Origin of the sequence: Acinetobacter kanungonis (assembly GCF_009939195.1) — a bacterium.
Classification (GTDB): Bacteria; Pseudomonadota; Gammaproteobacteria; order Pseudomonadales; family Moraxellaceae; genus Acinetobacter; species Acinetobacter kanungonis.
Window position 1 is genome coordinate 324,930 of the sequence record NZ_JAACKC010000002.1, and the last position, 18,330, is coordinate 343,259.

An 18,330-nucleotide genomic window follows, 5' to 3' on the forward strand; every position below is an offset into this window, starting at 1 on the left:
ATTTCTAAAGTACATATTGAAAACTGAAAAAAAGACCGCCTCAGCGGTCTTTTTAACTTTAACTATCAATTAGTAATCAAAACTAAAATGTTCAGCCGCCAAAGAAGTCATGGTGCGTGAAGGATTCACCATCGCTTCGGCATGACCTTGGGTACGCGGTAATAAACGCTCAAAGTAGAAGTCTGCCACTTTAATTTTGGCTTTATAGAATTCAGCCGTTTCTTGACCTTCACCTGCCGCAAGTTTGGCAGATGCCACCGCAGCCTGTTGTGCCCAGAAGTACGCCATCATGACATAACCTGAGAACATCAAGAAGTCTACCGAAGCACTGGAGACAATGTCGCGATCCTTACGTGCAGCCAACATAATGCGGACGGTTAATGCATTCCATTGTGCGCAAAGCTTGGTTAAGTCCCATGCAAAACGGCGCATGTATTTATTACGTGCATGCACACCACAGAATTTCAAAATTTCAGCCGTGTAATCACGAATCACTTTACCTTTAGAGGTTAGTAAAACTTTACGACCAATTAAATCCAGCGCCTGTACACCAGTCGTGCCTTCGTACAGTGTTGAAATACGAGAGTCACGAACAATCTGTTCCATGCCCCATTCCTTAATGTATCCATGACCACCGTAGACTTGCATGCCGTGGTTGGCCGCTTCATAGCCTAGTTCGGTCAGGAAGCCTTTTAAAATAGGGGTGTAGAAACCTAAGTGATCATCATGTTCTTCAAAGGCTGCGGTATCTCCACGGGTTAAGGCATCCGCCATTTTATCGGCAATTTGTGCCGCATGATAAATCATGGCACGACCACCTTCCGCAATGGCTTTTTGCGTAAGCAACATGCGACGTACATCGGCATGGTGAATAATCGCATCTGCGACTTTCTCGGGGTCTTTTTTACCAGAAAGCGCACGCATGGACATACGCTCTTTGGCATAAGGCAATGCACCTTGGAAAGACAGCTCTGCATGGGCAATGCCTTGAATTGCAGTACCAATCCGTGCGGTATTCATAAAGGTAAACATGGCATGTAAACCTTTGTTGGGTTCACCAATCAAATAACCCACAGCGTTGTCAAAGTTCAATACAGAGGTCGCAGAGGCACGAATCCCCATTTTGTGCTCGATTGAACCACAGCTCACAGGGTTGCGTTCACCCAAGCTGCCATCTTCATTGACCAAGAATTTTGGCACAATAAACAGGGAAATACCTTTGGTACCCGCAGGTGCATCGGGTAAGCGTGCCAATACAATATGCACAATGTTTTCAGTCAGGTCATGTTCACCTGCTGAAATAAAGATTTTGGTGCCTGAAATATGATAAGTGCCATCAGCAGTGGGTTCAGCTTTGGTTTTGACTTGACCCAAGTCGGTACCACATTGTGGTTCGGTCAAACACATTGTCCCAGACCACGTTCCTGCGACCAAGTTCGGCATATACAGATTTTTTTGCTCATCACTACCAAACTGTAAAATGGTATTCATACAGCCAATACTTAAGCCAGGGTACATCTGGAATGACCAGTTTGCCGTGCCCATCATTTCCGATTTAATCAGGTTTAGCGATTGTGGTAAGTTTTGTCCGCCAAACTCTTCAGGGAAAGAAAGACCTTGCCAGCCGCCTTGAACAAACTGGTCATACGCTTCTTTAAAGCCTTTTGGTGTTTTCACTTCACCATTGTCAAAATGGCAACCTTCTTCATCGCCAGATTGGTTTAACGGAGAAAGTACGTTTTCACAGAAATCCGCTGCACCTTCTAGAATCATGTCTACAGTGTCAGCATCGGCGAGTTCGCCATTGGATAAAGTTTTATAATGTGCAGGGTAATCAAACACTTCATTCATTAAAAAACGAATGTCGTGTAGTGGGGCTTTATATGCTGGCATGATATTAATCCTAATTTAAAAATAGTTTTGGATTATCCGAATCGATAATTTGATTATTCACATTAGTTATAAAAATACATTGATAGTGTAGCCCAATAAAAATGTCAGAAAGGCTAATTGACGTAAAAAATGTTATCAAAATATTGTATTTTTTTGCTACAGTAACCGCGGTCTTTTGATCGTTTAATCAATTTTCTTGATGTCTTAAAGTATAAATAAATAAGGGGTTTAAAAAAACCTATGCGTTTAAAATATTTAAGTTGCTGTCTTTTAAGTTTGAGCATGATCGGTTGCTCCCAGCATGTCATAAAATCCAATCCGAATGCATCTTCTGAGCAGCTGACCCTAGAACAGCAAGCGGTCAAAGGTGTGAATGCCATGTACGAATACCCAAGCTATGATTATCGCGGCAGCATGGGCTTTCAGTTTGATACCAGTACAGGCAAAGTTTCAGGTGCCAAAGAAACAGCCAATGCAGCACAGGCTTTAGACCCTGCAATTCAAAAGCAGCTAGACCAATATTTGAAACAGCAACACCTGTCTCTCAGCAAGCAAGAAAAACAAGCCTTATATGCGGCCATGCTTGAACAGCAAAATCCATATGCGCGTTATGGTAAAGGTTCGGATTCTTCGGCAGCACGTGTCGCTGCGGGAATCACGAATTTCATGAATGATTTGCAAATCAATTACGATGGTTCGGTGCATTATCGCGACAAATTGGCATCTTTGAATTTAGTCGCGAAGTATCAAAAACCGACCTTATTGGTTGAAGCCAAAGTGCCAATGGTGATGGATTTTCAAAACTATAAATTCTATGCCAACTATTTTGCCTTAATGCCGTACTTGGTAAATAAAGATAGTCAGGCGTCTTATGCCTATCTAGATTTCTCTAAATACAAGAAGGAATTCCAGCGTGTCAGTCTGCCAAAGCTGATCGATTATTTAAAGCAAGTTAATGCTTTGCCTTATATGCTCGCGGATGCGCAGCAGTTACAGCGTGTGAATGTAAGCGCGCAAGAAAAACAGCAGGGCATCAGCAACAAAATTCGCTATCAAGGCGATTTGGGCAGTTTAATCCTGCAAATGAGTGCCTTTGAACAGGTCAACAAGCCATATTTCAATCAACAGGTTTTGGGCTTGGTTGAGTCTGCTTCGGGAAGTGAGGATGCTGCAGCAACTTCAATGGCTGAGGCAGAAAAAGCAGTAGCCGCAGTTGAAGAGGCGGGTGGCTCGATTAGTGCACAAGCTTATGCTTCTTCCGATCGCGTCAGCACTTTAATTAATGAACGTTTGGATGAGCTGCTCTATGTAGGACAAGATGCAGCAGATGAGGTGGTTGAGGCCGAAGAAGCAAGTTGTGGAGGTGATCAGACCACCTGCGATATGGCTGAATCTGCGTATACCGATGCAGAGGATGCTGTCGAAACCGATGTAGATGCCCGTGCAGTCAATGCGGATGCAGAAGAAACCAGTGTGTTGTCTGAACAGGCTTGCGAGGCACTCTTGACGAGTAAAAAACATTTGGCGATAGGTGATGTGACGTATTGTCAGGATATGTATGGCATCAAGTTACTACAAGCTGAACAAGGCAGTGCCCCAGTCTCGACTTCAGCGTCCAGCTTAGAGAAAAAACTGGTTGCCATGCAAACGGTGCAACATATTTTTGAACCTTATGTCAGTGAGCAATTAACCGATGTGCAAGCCTTTAAAGCGCTGTGGCTAAAGCATCAAGCAGAAATTCAGGCTGCTGTTGCAGACAGTGGACAAACGATGCCAATCCGCATTGAAGTGGCATTAGATGCACAAGGTCGCGCAGTGGATTTGGATTATCAATTAGAATTTAAGGATGACACCATCGGCAAAATGGGGGTGCATGTTGATATGCAAGTCTCAAATTATGGGCGTGCCACACCAATTGATAAAAAAGCTTTACGCGAAGCCAAGTCAATTGAAGAAGTCACCAAAGGCTCCATGCTGGAAAATGTGATTAGTGGCTTTGCCAAGTCCTTGGGTGTGTCTGAGGAGGTTGCAGCGGGAGCACAGGCAGAACCTTTGAGTTTTGATGAACAATTGTCTGATTTAGCCGTGAAGACGTATGCCAAGACGGGTTCTTATGTCAAAACCTATCAGGCAGTCTTTGTGTTGATGCTCTCAGCCAATCGATCTGAAGTGGTCAAACACTATAGCAATACGGAACTGAATGAAATTGCAGAAGTCTATGCCTATCGCTTTAATGATCGTTTAGATGAACCTCAAGGCAAAGCTTTAACACGTTTGAATGCTCTGAAAGAAAAGCACAAATTGCTGGAACCCGATCAGTTTGATGAGCTGGGTTATAGTGCTGCGCGTATTGTGCAAGAAGCTTCAGAAGGTGCCAAAGAACGTCAGGCGTGGGATAAACGGATTCAGCAATACAAAACTCCACAAGCCATCTTTGCCAATTATTATGCTGAGTTATTCAAAGACGATTATGAGCTGAATGCTGAGCAGGCGAAAGCTTTAACTGGGGCAGCGGCTGTGTTGGGTCAGGCATTTGCAGATGATCGAAAGCATAAGCTTTCAGAACAGTCGATAGCCAAGCTCAACAAAGAACACAATGGTTTGTTTGATTTTGATTTGTATGAACAAGCTTATGTGGATGTAGCGACCCATTTGAAATAAGACGTTTTACAGAAAAAGCCAGCCGATTGAGGCTGGCTTTTTTATGGCTAAAAGGCGTTGACATCTTTGATGTGGAAATTAAATGAAATCCTTTAATTCAGGTTTTACCCCGTTCCAAATTGAAAAAGCTTCAATCGCCTGACCAACCAGCATGCCGAAGCCTTCTGAGGTCGGTACACCCCGTGCTTTGGCTTGATCGAGGAAAGTCGATGGCTTGCCATAGGCCATTTCATAGGCATATTGGAACGTCAGTTGTTCTGGAAGAATCAAGGCTTCACCACTGAGGCTGGCAGACGTGGCATTAATCACCAGATCATAGTCACCCGCCAAATCGGTTAGGGCAGTGGCACTCAGTTCTGCTGCGTGGACATGTGGTTGTAAATCTGCAACCAATTGTTCTGCACGCGATAAGGTGCGATTGGCAATGACGATTTTTTTTGCGCCCGCCTGTACCAGTGGATAGATCACGCCACGTGTTGCACCGCCTGCACCTAAAATCAAAATACGGCTTTGTGCGAGTGACCAGCCCAAGGCTTGAATGGCATCCACCAGACCTTGCCCATCAGTATTGTCGCCATACAGTTTGCCATCCTGCATCCACAGGGTATTGACTGCTTTTGCCATTTTGGCGCGTTCGGTCAGCACCTGACATTGTGCGAAGGCTTGTTCTTTAAATGGAACCGTAACATTCATCCCGCAACCACCATGCGCAAAAAACTCCTGCACACTGGCTTCAAAGCCATCCAAGGGCGCCAAGCGTTTGCTGTAATGTAAATCAATGCCTGTTTTTGCCGCGAAGGCATGATGTAGTTCTGGGGAACGAGACTGTTCAATCGGGTTGCCGATGACAGCGAATTGTTTGCGCATCGCACAAAATCCATGTGAGAAATGCTGTTCAATATACGGTAAATTGCACCAAGGCTAAAGCATTCCCCCATTTTTTCTGCGGGAGAGATCCAGTGCTTATGGGTTACAAATATCGTGAATGGTCTCCAAGATGAGTTTTGCCGTGGTCAGGGTTAAGCCAATACCTGCAAGGACAGCAATACTGATTGAGGCATTATCATTGAATGCACTTTCGGAAAAAATCGTAGTACTGATCGAGCTTAGAAAGACAATGGCAAAGCAGAAAAGAACCATGATGGTTGAACTTACTCTTTTTGCGAACATGTTAGATACCTCAGATAACAGTACAGAACGATACTGGATTTTAATGTCACTCAAATGAATATACTAAAAATAAACGCATTGAGCTTAGGTATTTTTAAACCGCAATGAACACGAATGCTATTTGAAAGCTGTGACCGTATTTTTGATTTATGCAAAGAATAGACATTTTTTGTAGAGGGCATTTTACGGGGAGTTTGTAGGGAAATATACAGAATCTGAGCAAAAAGTCGCCCTAATTTGTTCAAAAAGGGCGTAACTAAGGTTTTAAAATTGTAAGGCTGAGCGTCTATTTGAGTAGCTTGAGCCAATCCTGTGGTTTTAAATAATAATCAGTCAGGCGTTTTTCAGGACTATTTTGTTCCCATTCGGGACGATAGGACCATGCGGCAAGCGGTGGCATACTCACTAAAATGGATTCAATCCGTCCGCCTGTTTGTAAGCCAAACAATGTGCCACGGTCATAGACCAGATTGTATTCCACATAACGACCCCGACGGTACAGCTGGAATTCGCGTTGTGCTTCGGTATAAGGTTTGTCTTGATTTCTTTGGAAAATCGGTAAGATCGCGTCTAAATAACCATTACCGACCGCTTGAATATAGTTAAAACAGGTTTCAAAATCCCATTGATTCAGGTCGTCAAAAAATAAGCCACCCACACCGCGTTGTTCATCGCGATGTTTTAAATAGAAGTAGTCATCGCACCATTGCTTATGCTGTGCATAGATGTCATCACCAAATGGCGCACACAGTTCACAGGCTTTTTGGTGCCAAGCCAAGACATCTTCATCATTCGGATAAAATGGGGTTAAATCGAAACCACCACCAAACCACCAGATTGGGTCTTGTCCTTCAGGCTCTGCGACAAAGAGACGCACATTGGCATGTGAGGTCGGTACATTGGGGTTTTTCGGATGAATCACCAAAGATACGCCCATGGCTTGTGCCTTAGCGCCTGCAATGGTGGGGTGGCGCTCGGTCGCAGAAGCAGGCAGCTTGGAAATGTTGATGTGCGAGAACATCACTCCACCTTTTTCAATCACTGTCCCATTTTGCAAGACCCGTGAACGTCCACCACCACCTTCAGGACGATGCCAGTCATCAATCTCAAATTCAGCCGTTCCACCACCAGCACGTTCTTGTTGTTCTAGGCTGGCACAAATACGGGCTTGCAGGTCGAGGAGAAAATCACGAACACGTTGAATATCAGTGGACGTTGGATGTTGCATCTCAAGCCTCTAAAGTAAAATAAAAGTTGCCTTAACATGTAACATAAAATCATAAAAAACTTAAGGATTTTTTCTTTAACAGAGAGGTCGTTTGATTTGATTCAGATGAACTATCTTGCTGATCTGGCAACCGTTATTCCGACTAAAAGGCTAGGTTGAATTCTTGATTTAAGCTCCGCACAATAGGGGCTGAAAGCCTGTATTTACAAGCAAAGATTTAAATGGGGCACCCATGACTCAAGCCAATTCACTGATTCAAAAGTACAATGTTGCTGGTCCACGCTATACCAGTTATCCGACTGTACCCTATTGGGAAGAGCAAGATTTTAGTCTGGCGCTTTGGAAACAGAGCTTAAAACGGGCTTTTGATGAATCCAATGCCAGCGAAGGCATTAGTCTGTATATTCATCTGCCTTTTTGTGAAAGCCTGTGTACCTTCTGTGGGTGTCATAAAAAAGTCACCAAAAAGCATGAGATGGAACAGCCCTATATTCAGGCGGTGTTAAAAGAATGGGACCTGTACTGTCAGCTTATAGTCGATCAGCCGATTATTAAAGAAATTCATTTAGGCGGCGGTACGCCGACCTTCTTTTCGGTTGAACATTTAACCCAGTTGATTCAGGGAATTTTGGCAAAGGCTAAAATTGCAGATGAATATGAGTTTAGTTTTGAAGGACATCCGAACAATACCACGCGCGAACATCTGCAAGCCCTGTATGATTTGGGTTTTCGCCGTGTCAGTTATGGGGTGCAGGATTATAACGAAAAAGTACAAAAAGCCATTCATCGCATTCAACCCTTTGCGCATGTGCAACAAGTGACGGATTGGGCAAGAGAGATTGGTTATACCTCCATTTCGCATGATTTGGTCTTTGGTTTACCGTTTCAGGATTTAGCTGATGTATTACATACCATTGATCAAACCAACAGTTTAAAGCCCGACCGTCTGGCGTTTTACAGTTATGCGCATGTACCGTGGATTAAGGGCAATGGGCAGCGTGGCTTTAAAGATCAGGATGTGCCAAAAGACGCATTGAAACGTCAGCTCTATGAAGAAGGCAAGAAAAAACTGTTGGCGCAGGGGTATCACGAAATTGGCATGGATCATTTTGCCTTGACTCATGACAAGATGTATCAAGCTTTTCAGCAGGAAAATTTGCACCGTAATTTTATGGGTTATACCTCATCAAAAACCCAAGTCATGATTGGTTTGGGACTGTCCGCAATTAGTGACAGTTGGTACAGTTTTGCGCAAAATGAAAAGACCTTAGAAGATTATTATGCACGTTTGGAGCAGAATGAAATTCCTGTGTATCGCGGGCATGTACTCACCACAGAAGACTTGGTAATCCGACAGCACATTCTGAATTTGATGTGTACTTTCACTACGTCATGGCAAGATCAAGCATTGGTATTTCCTGAACTGCCGCAGGTGTTACAGCAACTGCAAGAAATGCAAAAAGACGGCTTGTTAAGCATAGCATCAGATCGCATTCAGATTACTGAACAGGGCAAACCTTTCGTGCGTAATATCTGTATGGCGTTTGATTTACGCCTCAGTCGCAAGATGCCGAACAATCGTATTTTCTCAATGACGATTTAACATCGTCAGAAAACAGGCAAAAGGATGACTTAGAAGTCATCCTTTTTGTACATGTGCGCCATACGCTCATGTTTGGTTTTTAAATAATCTTCATTGAAAGGATTTAAGCCGACAGTAAGCGGGACACGGTCAATCACATTAATGCCAAGATCGGTTAAGGCTTTAATTTTTAATGGATTGTTGGTGACTAAACGGACTTCTTTAACATTTAAATGATCCAGCATAATGCTGCACATGTCATAACGACGCGCATCGGCAGGTAAATTCAGCATTAAATTAGCATCAACGGTGTCATGTCCTTGATCTTGCAGGGCATAGGCACGAATTTTATTGGTCAGTCCAATCCCGCGACCTTCCTGACGCAAGTACAAAATCACGCCTTGCCCGACTTCATTAATCAGTTTTTGTGTGGCTTGCAATTGTGGACCGCAATCGCATTTCAATGATGCGAACGCATCACCAGTCAAGCATTCCGAGTGAATGCGAACCAATACTGGACCCGTTGGCGGTGTATCGAGTCCTTTAGAGAGCGCCACATGTTCTTCACCTGTTTTAGGATCTTGGAAGACCGTAATTTTAAATTCACCAAAAGCAGTGGGAAGGCGAGAAGTTGCGACAAATTCTATAGGCACTGTTTAACCCGTATATAGTGTATAAATTGACTAAAGTATAGCGTAATGCTTGGACATTAGTAGAAGAGTGATGCTGAAAATGTGCTCAAGATTTTCTTTTTTGTAGAAAGCGAACGATAATAGTTGATAAAACGTTATATTATTCAGGATAATCTACGCACCAAAAAACGCCAATTGAGTTTTGTACTCAAGAATGCATCGCCAGAAATGTGGCTGATTGAAAGTGATATCATTCGAGATGATCGAATAACCCATTTACCTAGCTTAGGATTTGCCAGGCTTTAGAAGGCTTTGCCACATATGTTGTATACAGAAATTCCAACTCAACGCCCTGTAACACCGTTGCTGGATACGATCGATCATCCACAACAACTGCGTTTGCTCGCGCGTGATCAACTACCACAAGTGGCGGATGAGTTACGTCAATTTATTTTGTATGCAGCTGGGCAAAGCGGCGGACATTTTGGTGCCAACCTTGGCGTCATTGAGCTTACAGTGGCGCTGCATTACTGTTTTAATACCCCAGATGACCGCTTGATCTGGGATGTGGGGCATCAGGCTTATCCACATAAAGCCTTAACGGGTCGTCGTGAACAGTTGACCACCATTCGTTCTAAAGATGGTTTGGCGGCATTCCCTGCGCGAGAAGAATCGATTTTTGATACCTTTGGGGTAGGGCATTCTTCGACTGCAATTTCAGCAGGCTTGGGGATGGCGCTGGCGCGTCGTTACCAACAGAACCCTTGCGAAGTGGTTGCGATCGTAGGTGATGGTGCCATGACTGCGGGGATGGCCTTTGAAGCTATGAATGACGCAGTGGCACACAATGCTGATCTTATGGTGGTATTGAATGACAATGATATGTCGATTTCATGCAGTACGGGTGGTTTCGCCAAGCATTTGGCTGCGATTTGGGAAAGCGGTCAATCGGTGCATATCTCGGAGCAAGGCGAGGCTTACGTCCAGCCACATCCAAAATGGTCGTACAACTCGCGTTTGCATCAATCGGCAACAGAAGCTGCAGATAATTTATTTAAAGCCATTGGTTTTGACTATTTCGGACCTTTTGATGGCCACAATGTCAAAGAATTGGCGCAGGTGTTTGAAGCACTGAAAAAGCGTAGCGGCCCACGCCTAATTCATGTCTATACAAAAAAGGGCAAAGGTTTTGAGCCTGCCGAAGCCAATCAAATTAAATACCACGCCATTAGCAAAATAAATGCAAAAGCTACACCACAAACAGCACCGAAATATTCGGATGTTTTTGGTCAGTGGTTATGTGATGAAGCGGCACAAGATGCACGCTTATTGGCCATTACCCCTGCCATGTGTGAAGGCTCAGGCATGGTTAAGTTTGCGCAACAATATCCAGCGCGTTTCTTTGATGTCGCGATTGCAGAACAGCATGCAGTGACTTTGGCTGCGGGTATGGCATGTGAAGGCTTAAAACCTGTGGTTGCCATTTATTCGACCTTCTTGCAGCGTGGCTATGACCAACTGATTCATGACGTGGCATTACAAAATCTGGATGTCACTTTTGGCATTGACCGTGCAGGTTTGGTCGGTGAAGACGGACCAACGCATGCGGGTGCCTATGACTACGCCTTTATGCGTACTGTACCGAATATGGTGATCATGGCGCCAAAAGACGAAAATGAATGTCGTCAAATGTTGCATACCGCCTATTTATACCCAGGACCCGCGGCTGTACGTTACCCGCGTGGCAATGGTTTAGGTGTGGATATTCAGCAGCAGATGACCGAGCTAGAAATTGGTCGTGCTGAAATCGTCTTGCAGTTGAACGAAACAGCAGATGAGCAGATCAGTATTCTGGCCTTTGGTAGTCGAGTGGTGGCATCGGTCGAGGCGGCACATACACTGGCACAGCAACTTGAGGTTGGCGTGCGTGTGGTAAATATGCGCTTTGTGAAACCTTTAGATGAACAGATGTTGTCACGCTTAGCCGATCAAACCCAGTTGTTTGTTACGGTGGAAGAGCATGCGGTAATGGCAGGTGCGGGCAGTGCAGTGAATGAATATTTAGCACAGGCACAAATTGTCAAACCGATGCTGAATTTAGGCTTGGCCGATACCTTTATGCATCAGGCGACACACAGTCAAATGTTGCAGCAGGCAGGTCTCGATGCACAAGGTATTGTTAAATCAGTAGAATCTGTGTGGTCAAAGCTTGTACAAAGCATAAGCTGATCAACAGCTAAATTTTCGAAACATTTTTTCCCTAAAAGCGCTTATATTTGATAAGATATAAGGGCTTTTATGCATTATTCTTTAATCAATCTCTTCAAATTTGTAGTGGGTGTTCAATGGAACCTATGGTGGTGATGGCTGCGCGTGCGGCTCAAACAGTCGGTCTAGAGCTTTTAAAAGCGCATCAAAATCGTCATAAACTTGATCTACAAGTCGAAGAAAAAGGAATTGATGGTCCAGTAACGCGTGTTGACCGTTATTTGGAACAATTGACCATCGATACCCTACGTAAAAGCTATAAAAACCACAGTTTCCTTGGCGAAGAGTTTGGTCTACAAGAAGGTAAAGGTCACGATGCAGATTGGTGCTGGGTGATTGATCCTTTAGACGGCACACTGAACTTCGTTAACGGCTTACCGCATTTCTGTATTTCTATTGCTGTTCAGCATAAAGGTGTAACTCAACACGGGGTAATTTATGATCCTGTGCGTGATGAGTTGTTCTCTGCAAGTCGTGGTCGTGGTGCCATGATGAACCAACGTCGTATCCGTGTAAATGTGAAAGACAGTCTTGAAAATACCTTCTTGGCTGTAGGTCATGCGTACCGTGCAAAACGTAATGGTGAAATCGTTTCTTATGCGAAAAACCACTTCGAATCTTTATTGAATGTGACTGAAGCGGGTGCGCAATATCGCCGTGCTGGTTCTGCTGCATTGGATCTTGCTTATGTGGCTGCTGGTCGTTATGACGGTTATTTCGAATTGGGTCTTAAGCCTTGGGATATCGCAGCAGGCGAGCTGATTGTGAAAGAAGCGGGCGGTACTGTGGTTGATGCACGTGGTGGTAGCGACTCTATGGAAAATGGTCAAGTGCTTGCGTGTTCAATGAAAATGTTGAAGCCATTAATGCAGGCGGTTGTGCCAGCATGGGGCGATGCAGCGAAGTAATTGCATACTTACGCGATCAAGTCATGACAAAAAAAGCTCTCAAAAATTGAGGGCTTTTTTTTATACAATTCTGAGGCTTAATTGCATCTTTGAATCATGTTTTGTAAAAAAATGGTAAAAGTCGATTAAAAAGGGTGACTTTTTAAAAAATGCTGTTATAATCTTGCCACGCACTAAATTTCGTTCATTACCTGAACATTCTCTTCTATCATTGTGTATGCGCGTCCGGTCCAAAGAGAGGACATTATTTCGCGCCCCACCCAATCGCTTAAGCGATTCCTTCAGGTTGCGGCTGTAATCAAATGTGCGTTATACGCATCGTCGTTCTCGGATCGCCGCTGATTCTATATTTTCAGCGATTATTGCTGTGCCGCTTTTTGCCGATGTCCATCTGACTTTATTTTAATGGAGCACCCATTTTTCGGGTGAAAAACTCTATGAGCAAAACTTTTGCTGAATTTCCTTTACATGAATCGTTACAACAAGCTTTACAAAGCCTAGGTTTTACTTCTCCTACGCCTGTACAGGAACAATCGATTCCTGCGGCATTAGAAGGTAAAGACCTTCTTGTATCAAGCCAAACAGGTTCTGGTAAAACTGCGGCGTTCTTACTTCCAACGTTAAATGCGCTTGCAGGTCAAGAAACTTTCGTTCCGTTCAAAGAACGCATGAAAGCCATTACTCAACCGAATATTTTAGTACTTTGCCCAACACGTGAGTTGGCGCAACAAGTAAGCCAAGATGCGATTGCATTTGTACGTCATATGAAAGGTGCACGTATTGCTGCGATCATGGGCGGTATGCCATTTGGTAAGCAGATCCAACAGTTGAAAGGTGCACAAGTTGTTGTTGCAACGCCTGGTCGTTTACTTGACCTTGTGAACCGTCGCCAAATCAAACTCGACAAAGTTGACGCGTTAATTGTTGATGAAGCCGACCGTATGCTTGACTTAGGTTTCTCTGAAGACCTAGAAGCAATTAGCGATCTTGCGGCAAACCGTAAACAAACGTTAATGTTCTCTGCAACTTTTGCACCACGTATCATTACCCTTGCTGAACGCATGATGAATGATCCTGAGCGTATTGCAATTGAAACAGGTCATTCTACCAATACAGACATCACTCAGACTTTACACTGGACTGATGGCTTTGAGCACAAGAAAAAACTTTTAACTCACTGGTTGAGCGAAGAAGATCTTGATCAAGCAGTTGTATTTGCTTCTACACAAGAAGACACAGATATGTTGGCTGAAGAACTTGCTGAAGCAGGTCACTCAGTTGTTGCACTTCACGGTGCAATGCCACAAACCGTTCGTAACCGCCGTTTACGTAGCATTCGTGAAGGTCGTGCGAAGATCTTGGTTGCAACTGACGTTGCAGCACGTGGTCTTGACGTACCAACCATCTCTCACGTAATTAACTTTGGTCTTCCAATGAAGAACGAAGACTATGTACACCGTATCGGTCGTACAGGTCGTGCGGGTCGTACAGGTAAAGCAATTACTTTGGCGACTTACCGTGAGCGTGGCAAAATCCGTGCTTTAGAAGATTACTTAGATGCACGTTTAGAAGTATCTGAAATTGAAGGTCTTGAGCCATCTCCACCTCCAGCACGCTCTGGTCGTGACGGTGGTCGTGGTCGCAATGGCGGTGGTCGTCGTGAAGGCGGTCGCGGTGGTTTCGGTGGCGGTCGTCGTTTTGAAGGCGAATCAAACTTCAAACGTCGTGAAGGTGGCCGTGATGGCGAACGCCGTTCATTCGGTGGTGAAGATCGTCCACGTCGCGAGTTCAACAATGATCGTCCACGTCGTGAAGGTGGTTTCGAAGACCGTCCACGTCGCGAATTCAACAATGATCGTCCACGCCGTGAAGGTGGTTTCGAAGACCGTCCACGTCGCGAGTTCAACAATGATCGTCCACGTCGTGAAGGTGGTTTCGAAGACCGTCCACGTCGCGAGTTCAACAATGATCGTCCGCGCCGTGAAGGTGGTTTCAATGATAAGCCGCGTTTTAACTCGAATGATGACAATCGTGGTAACCGTGTAGATTACAAACCACGTAGCGAAGGTTCTTTCGGTGACCGTCCTAAGCGTGATTTTGGTGATCGTCCACAACGTCGTGAAGGTGGTTTTGGTGACCGTCCTAAGCGTGATTTTGGTGATCGTCCACAACGTTCATTTGGTGGCGAAGATCGTCCACGTCGTGAGCGTTCATTCGGTGGTGAAGATCGTCCACGTCGCGAAGGTGGTTTTGATCGTCCACGTCGTAAATTCAACGACTAAGTCTTACGTTCATAAAAAAACCAGCGCATTGCGCTGGTTTTTTTATGTTTAGTGATTCTGTTTGTAGTTTAAAAAATGTATACTATGTCAAATTTCTGTTGAAATCTGACAAATATGAACAACAATATAGAACAACAGCCTGTGTTAGCGTATACGTTAAAAGAGGTCATTATGCCTTATCTTGGTTTTATTCTTTTGATGAGTAATCTCATTTACTTCTTCTATGCTCAATTCATATAACACAGCGTTCTAAATTTCAGACTGTGCGCACCTGCTCTAATAATTATAATGATCGATTCAAAACACAAATTGCACACAGTTTATCCGACCTAACTAGGTAACATTTTATAGTTCAATCCTTTATAGTATGCGTGCTGAAAAAATGCAGGAACTTTCTCCGCTATGAATAATCAAGCACCCCTCGAAACGTCCTCTTTGGTCGAAGTCAAAGAGCTGAGTTTTAAGCGAGGGGAACGAATCATTTATGATCAAGTCAGTTTAAAGATTCGACGAGGGCAGATTACTGCCATTATGGGGCCATCGGGAACAGGTAAAACCACACTGTTACGCTTGATTGGGGGGCAATTGACACCTGATCACGGACAAGTGTTGCTGGATGGTAAGGATATCGGGCATATGTCGCGACATGAATTGTTTGCGGCTCGCGCACGTATGGGCATGCTGTTTCAAAGCGGTGCCTTATTTACCGATATGAGTGTCTATGAAAACGTGGCATTCCCGTTGCGCGCACATACTCAGTTACCAGAGCATTTAATTGCAGAACTGGTGGCGCTTAAGCTGGAATCGGTCGGACTGCGCGGCACAGAAAAATTAATGCCATCGGAGCTTTCAGGCGGGATGAACCGTCGTGTGGCGTTGGCACGTGCCATTGCCTTAGACCCTGAATTGATTATGTATGATGAGCCTTTTGCTGGACAGGACCCGATTGTAAAAGGGGTGCTGACCCGTTTAATTCGCTCTTTGCGTGAAGCTTTAGAACTGACCACCATTATTGTGTCGCATGATGTGGCAGAAACATTATCCATTGCTGACTATATCTATGTGGTTGCAGAAGGTAAGGTGCAAGGAGAAGGCACACCTGAGCAATTACAGGCTAATGCATCGCCATTTGTGCATCAGTTCCTGACGGGTGCGGCTGAAGGACCTGTAGAATATCAGTTTAGTCATCAAGCATATTTGGTAGACGAGGTTCGTGCATGAATGCTATTGCCTCATTAGGTAGACGCGTTATTCAAAGTGTTCAGGGGGTAGGTGTTGCAACCATCATGTTGCTGCAAATCCTATTCTCTATGCCAACATGGTTAGGGGTTAAACTGTTTGTTTACCAAATGTACCGTGTTGGGGTGATGTCCTTGCTGATTATTTCGGTGTCGGGATTGTTCATTGGCTTGGTGTTGGGCTTACAAGGCTATTCCATTTTGGTCAACATTGGTTCAGAAGCCATGTTGGGCACCATGGTGTCGCTGACCTTGTTGCGTGAATTGGCACCCGTGGTGGCGGCATTATTATTTGCTGGACGTGCAGGTTCTGCCTTGACCGCGGAAATTGGTTTAATGAAAGCCACCGAACAATTGTCCAGTATGGAAATGATCGGGGTTGATCCATTAAAACGAATTGTATCGCCACGTTTATGGGCCGGCATTTTCAGTTTGCCAATGCTCAGCGTGATTTTTGCAGCCATTGGTATCATTGGCGGGAAATTGGTTGGTGTCGATTTCTTGGGTGTAGATGAAGGTTCGTTCTGGAGTGGCATGCAAAGTAACGTGCAATTCTATAAAGATATCTTTAATGGCACGATTATTAAGAGTATTGTCTTCGCCATCATTTGTACGTGGATTGCGGTATATCAAGGTTATGCCTGTGTGCCGACCTCGGAAGGTATTGCGACATCAACCACGCGTACCGTGGTGTACTCATCGCTTTGTGTATTAGGTTTTGATTTTGTGTTGACTGCGGTCATGTTCGGAGGGGTTTAATGAAATCACGTGCAAGTGAGCTGGCCGTAGGATTTTTTGTCATTGTCTTCGGTGTTGCATTGTTTTTCTTGGCAATGAAAGTGAGTGGTCTAGTAGGCACCAATTTACGTGATGCTTATAACATGACGGCTCAGTTTGACAATGTAAATGGTTTAAAACCGCGTGCCAAAGTGACCATGAGTGGTGTCACCATTGGTCGCGTGACGGATATTACCTTAGATCCAGTGACTCGTTTGGCCACAGTAAAATTTGAGTTAGATGGCAAATTGACTTCATTTAATGCAGAACAGTTAAAGACTGTAGAAAGCAATGCCTTGGAAGAGTTGCGTTATAGCACAGAATATACTGAAGCAACGCCAGCGCAACAAAAAGAAATGGAACAGCAACTTATTGCGAACATGAAATCCATCACCAGCATTGATGAGGATGCTTACATAATGGTAGCAACCAATGGTCTGTTGGGTGAGAAGTATCTAAAAGTGGTTCCAGGTGGCGGTTTAAATTACGTCAAACGCGGTGCAGCGATTGCCAATACCCAAGGCACGATGGATCTTGAAGATTTAATTAGTAAATTTATTACAGCAGGTGCGAGTAAGTCATCGACGCCATCGGCAGAAGCTGAAGCACCAACTGAAACAACAGATGCTGAACCCGCATTTGTTCAGTAATTGAGAGAGGAATTTAGAGTGAATATGTTGTTCAAACAAACACTAACGGCTAGCATTTTATCCACCATGATTGCAGGAACTGCATTCGCTGCGCCAGCTGAAGCTCCTCCAGCATTTATTAAGCGTGTGGCTGATGGTTTAATTGGTCGCTTAAAAGCAGACCATGCGAAATTGCAAAACAACCCAGCGGCAGTAAAAGCGATTGTACGTCAGAACTTAGATCCGTATGTAGATTCACAAGCCTTTACGCGTATTGTGATGGGGACTTATGCGACTAACCAGTACAGCACCGCAGCACAACGTGCGCAGTTTGAAAAAAACTTCCGTGAAACCCTAATTGAAAACTACGGTACTGCTTTTGCGAAGTTCAGTAACCAGACCTATAGCATGCGTCCTTACAAAGCGACGGGCAGTGCCAATCCTGTGGTGACCATTGATTTCTTAAACAATGGCGAGAAGATTCCAGTATCATTCCAGTTGACGGATAAAGGCAGCCAGTGGAAAATCCGTAACATCAATGTTTCAGGTATCGACTTGGGTCTTCAGTTCCGTAACCAGTTTGCAGCAACGGTAAAACGTAATGGTGGTGATCTGGATAAAGCGATTGCGAATTTTGAACCAGATGCTGATGCAGCGGTTAACAAGAAAAAATAAGACAGGTGAATGGTGATTAGTCTCGTCAATCAGGAAATGCAGGTTGCTGGTAAAATTGATTATGCCAATGCAGAACAATATTACCAGCAGGGTTTGGCTGTGATTCAGCAACAGTCCTTGCCTATGGTGGTAAATCTGGCGCAGTTAGAGCATGGTAGTACTTTGGCTTTGGCGGTGTTGGTACGTTGGTTAAGACAAACCCCGCAGGCGCAAGGTTTACAATTTAAAGCAGTGCCTGAAAAAATGATGAAGATTATTCAAGCCTGCCACTTGCAAGATGATTTACAGATCATCTAAATCAAAAAAGCACCGCAATTGCGGTGCTTTTTTTATGGGGAGTCGTGATTCATTCAAGCAGACACCTTGCTGTATTTCGCAGTAAGAGTT

Annotated in this window: 15 protein-coding genes; 10 read left to right on the top strand and 5 right to left on the bottom strand. The window is 44.3% G+C overall.

The window, feature by feature from the left end:
- Positions 1–69: 69 nt before the first annotated feature.
- The gene (locus GWK51_RS05705) at positions 70–1,893 is read right to left on the bottom strand and encodes an acyl-CoA dehydrogenase C-terminal domain-containing protein (protein WP_161933012.1); all 1,824 of its coding nucleotides are present in this window, start codon (positions 1,891–1,893) and stop codon (positions 70–72) included.
- A gap of 240 nt (positions 1,894–2,133) precedes the next feature.
- On the opposite strand from GWK51_RS05705, the gene GWK51_RS05710 reads away from it, so the two are divergent.
- A complete protein-coding gene (locus GWK51_RS05710) occupies positions 2,134–4,554 on the top strand; it encodes a hypothetical protein (RefSeq protein ID WP_161933013.1) in 2,421 nt (806 codons plus the stop codon).
- 78 nt (positions 4,555–4,632) lie between these two features.
- Here GWK51_RS05710 and aroE read toward each other — a convergent pair whose 3' ends face one another.
- The 3 genes from aroE to hemF form a co-directional block, all read right to left on the bottom strand.
- Positions 4,633–5,421, bottom strand: a complete 789-nt coding sequence (gene aroE, locus GWK51_RS05715) for a shikimate dehydrogenase (RefSeq protein ID WP_161933014.1) — start codon at positions 5,419–5,421, stop codon at positions 4,633–4,635.
- Positions 5,422–5,517: 96 nt separating this feature from the next.
- On the bottom strand, positions 5,518–5,724 hold the full coding sequence (locus GWK51_RS05720; RefSeq protein ID WP_142767701.1) for a hypothetical protein: 207 nt from the start codon (positions 5,722–5,724) through the stop codon (positions 5,518–5,520).
- A 286-nt stretch (positions 5,725–6,010) separates the two neighbouring features.
- Positions 6,011–6,952, bottom strand: a complete 942-nt coding sequence (gene hemF, locus GWK51_RS05725; RefSeq protein WP_161933015.1) for an oxygen-dependent coproporphyrinogen oxidase — start codon at positions 6,950–6,952, stop codon at positions 6,011–6,013.
- Between the two features lie 232 nt (positions 6,953–7,184).
- Between hemF and hemN the strand changes: the two genes are divergently transcribed.
- Positions 7,185–8,555: an oxygen-independent coproporphyrinogen III oxidase gene (gene hemN, locus GWK51_RS05730; protein ID WP_161933016.1), complete on the top strand. Its 1,371-nt coding sequence runs from the start codon at positions 7,185–7,187 to the stop codon at positions 8,553–8,555.
- Positions 8,556–8,584: 29 nt separating this feature from the next.
- Here the strand turns inward: hemN and ribA are convergent, their stop codons facing one another.
- Entirely contained in the window at positions 8,585–9,187 is a 603-nt protein-coding gene (gene ribA, locus GWK51_RS05735) for a GTP cyclohydrolase II (protein WP_100241867.1), read from the bottom strand.
- Positions 9,188–9,487: 300 nt separating this feature from the next.
- Between ribA and dxs the strand changes: the two genes are divergently transcribed.
- The 8 genes from dxs to GWK51_RS05775 all read left to right on the top strand — a co-directional run bounded on the left by dxs (position 9,488) and on the right by GWK51_RS05775 (position 18,240).
- The gene (gene dxs, locus GWK51_RS05740; RefSeq protein WP_161933017.1) at positions 9,488–11,395 is read left to right on the top strand and encodes a 1-deoxy-D-xylulose-5-phosphate synthase; all 1,908 of its coding nucleotides are present in this window, start codon (positions 9,488–9,490) and stop codon (positions 11,393–11,395) included.
- Between the two features lie 116 nt (positions 11,396–11,511).
- Positions 11,512–12,342 (top strand): inositol monophosphatase family protein, encoded by an 831-nt coding sequence (locus GWK51_RS05745; RefSeq protein WP_100241865.1) that lies wholly within the window; start codon positions 11,512–11,514, stop codon positions 12,340–12,342.
- 437 nt (positions 12,343–12,779) lie between these two features.
- Positions 12,780–14,624: a DEAD/DEAH box helicase gene (locus GWK51_RS05750; RefSeq protein ID WP_142767705.1), complete on the top strand. Its 1,845-nt coding sequence runs from the start codon at positions 12,780–12,782 to the stop codon at positions 14,622–14,624.
- A 402-nt stretch (positions 14,625–15,026) separates the two neighbouring features.
- Positions 15,027–15,845, top strand: a complete 819-nt coding sequence (locus tag GWK51_RS05755; protein ID WP_161933018.1) for an ABC transporter ATP-binding protein — start codon at positions 15,027–15,029, stop codon at positions 15,843–15,845.
- On the top strand, positions 15,842–16,621 hold the full coding sequence (mlaE, locus tag GWK51_RS05760) for a lipid asymmetry maintenance ABC transporter permease subunit MlaE (protein WP_100241862.1): 780 nt from the start codon (positions 15,842–15,844) through the stop codon (positions 16,619–16,621). The genes GWK51_RS05755 and mlaE overlap by 4 nt, the downstream gene beginning before the upstream one ends.
- Positions 16,621–17,289, top strand: coding sequence for an outer membrane lipid asymmetry maintenance protein MlaD (gene mlaD, locus GWK51_RS05765; RefSeq protein WP_142767708.1), 669 nt, complete (start codon positions 16,621–16,623; stop codon positions 17,287–17,289). The genes mlaE and mlaD overlap by 1 nt, the downstream gene beginning before the upstream one ends.
- An 18-nt stretch (positions 17,290–17,307) precedes the next feature.
- On the top strand, positions 17,308–17,943 hold the full coding sequence (locus tag GWK51_RS05770; RefSeq protein ID WP_100241860.1) for an MlaC/ttg2D family ABC transporter substrate-binding protein: 636 nt from the start codon (positions 17,308–17,310) through the stop codon (positions 17,941–17,943).
- 9 nt (positions 17,944–17,952) lie between these two features.
- Positions 17,953–18,240 (top strand): STAS domain-containing protein, encoded by a 288-nt coding sequence (locus GWK51_RS05775; RefSeq protein WP_216071709.1) that lies wholly within the window; start codon positions 17,953–17,955, stop codon positions 18,238–18,240.
- Positions 18,241–18,330: the final 90 nt, after the last annotated feature.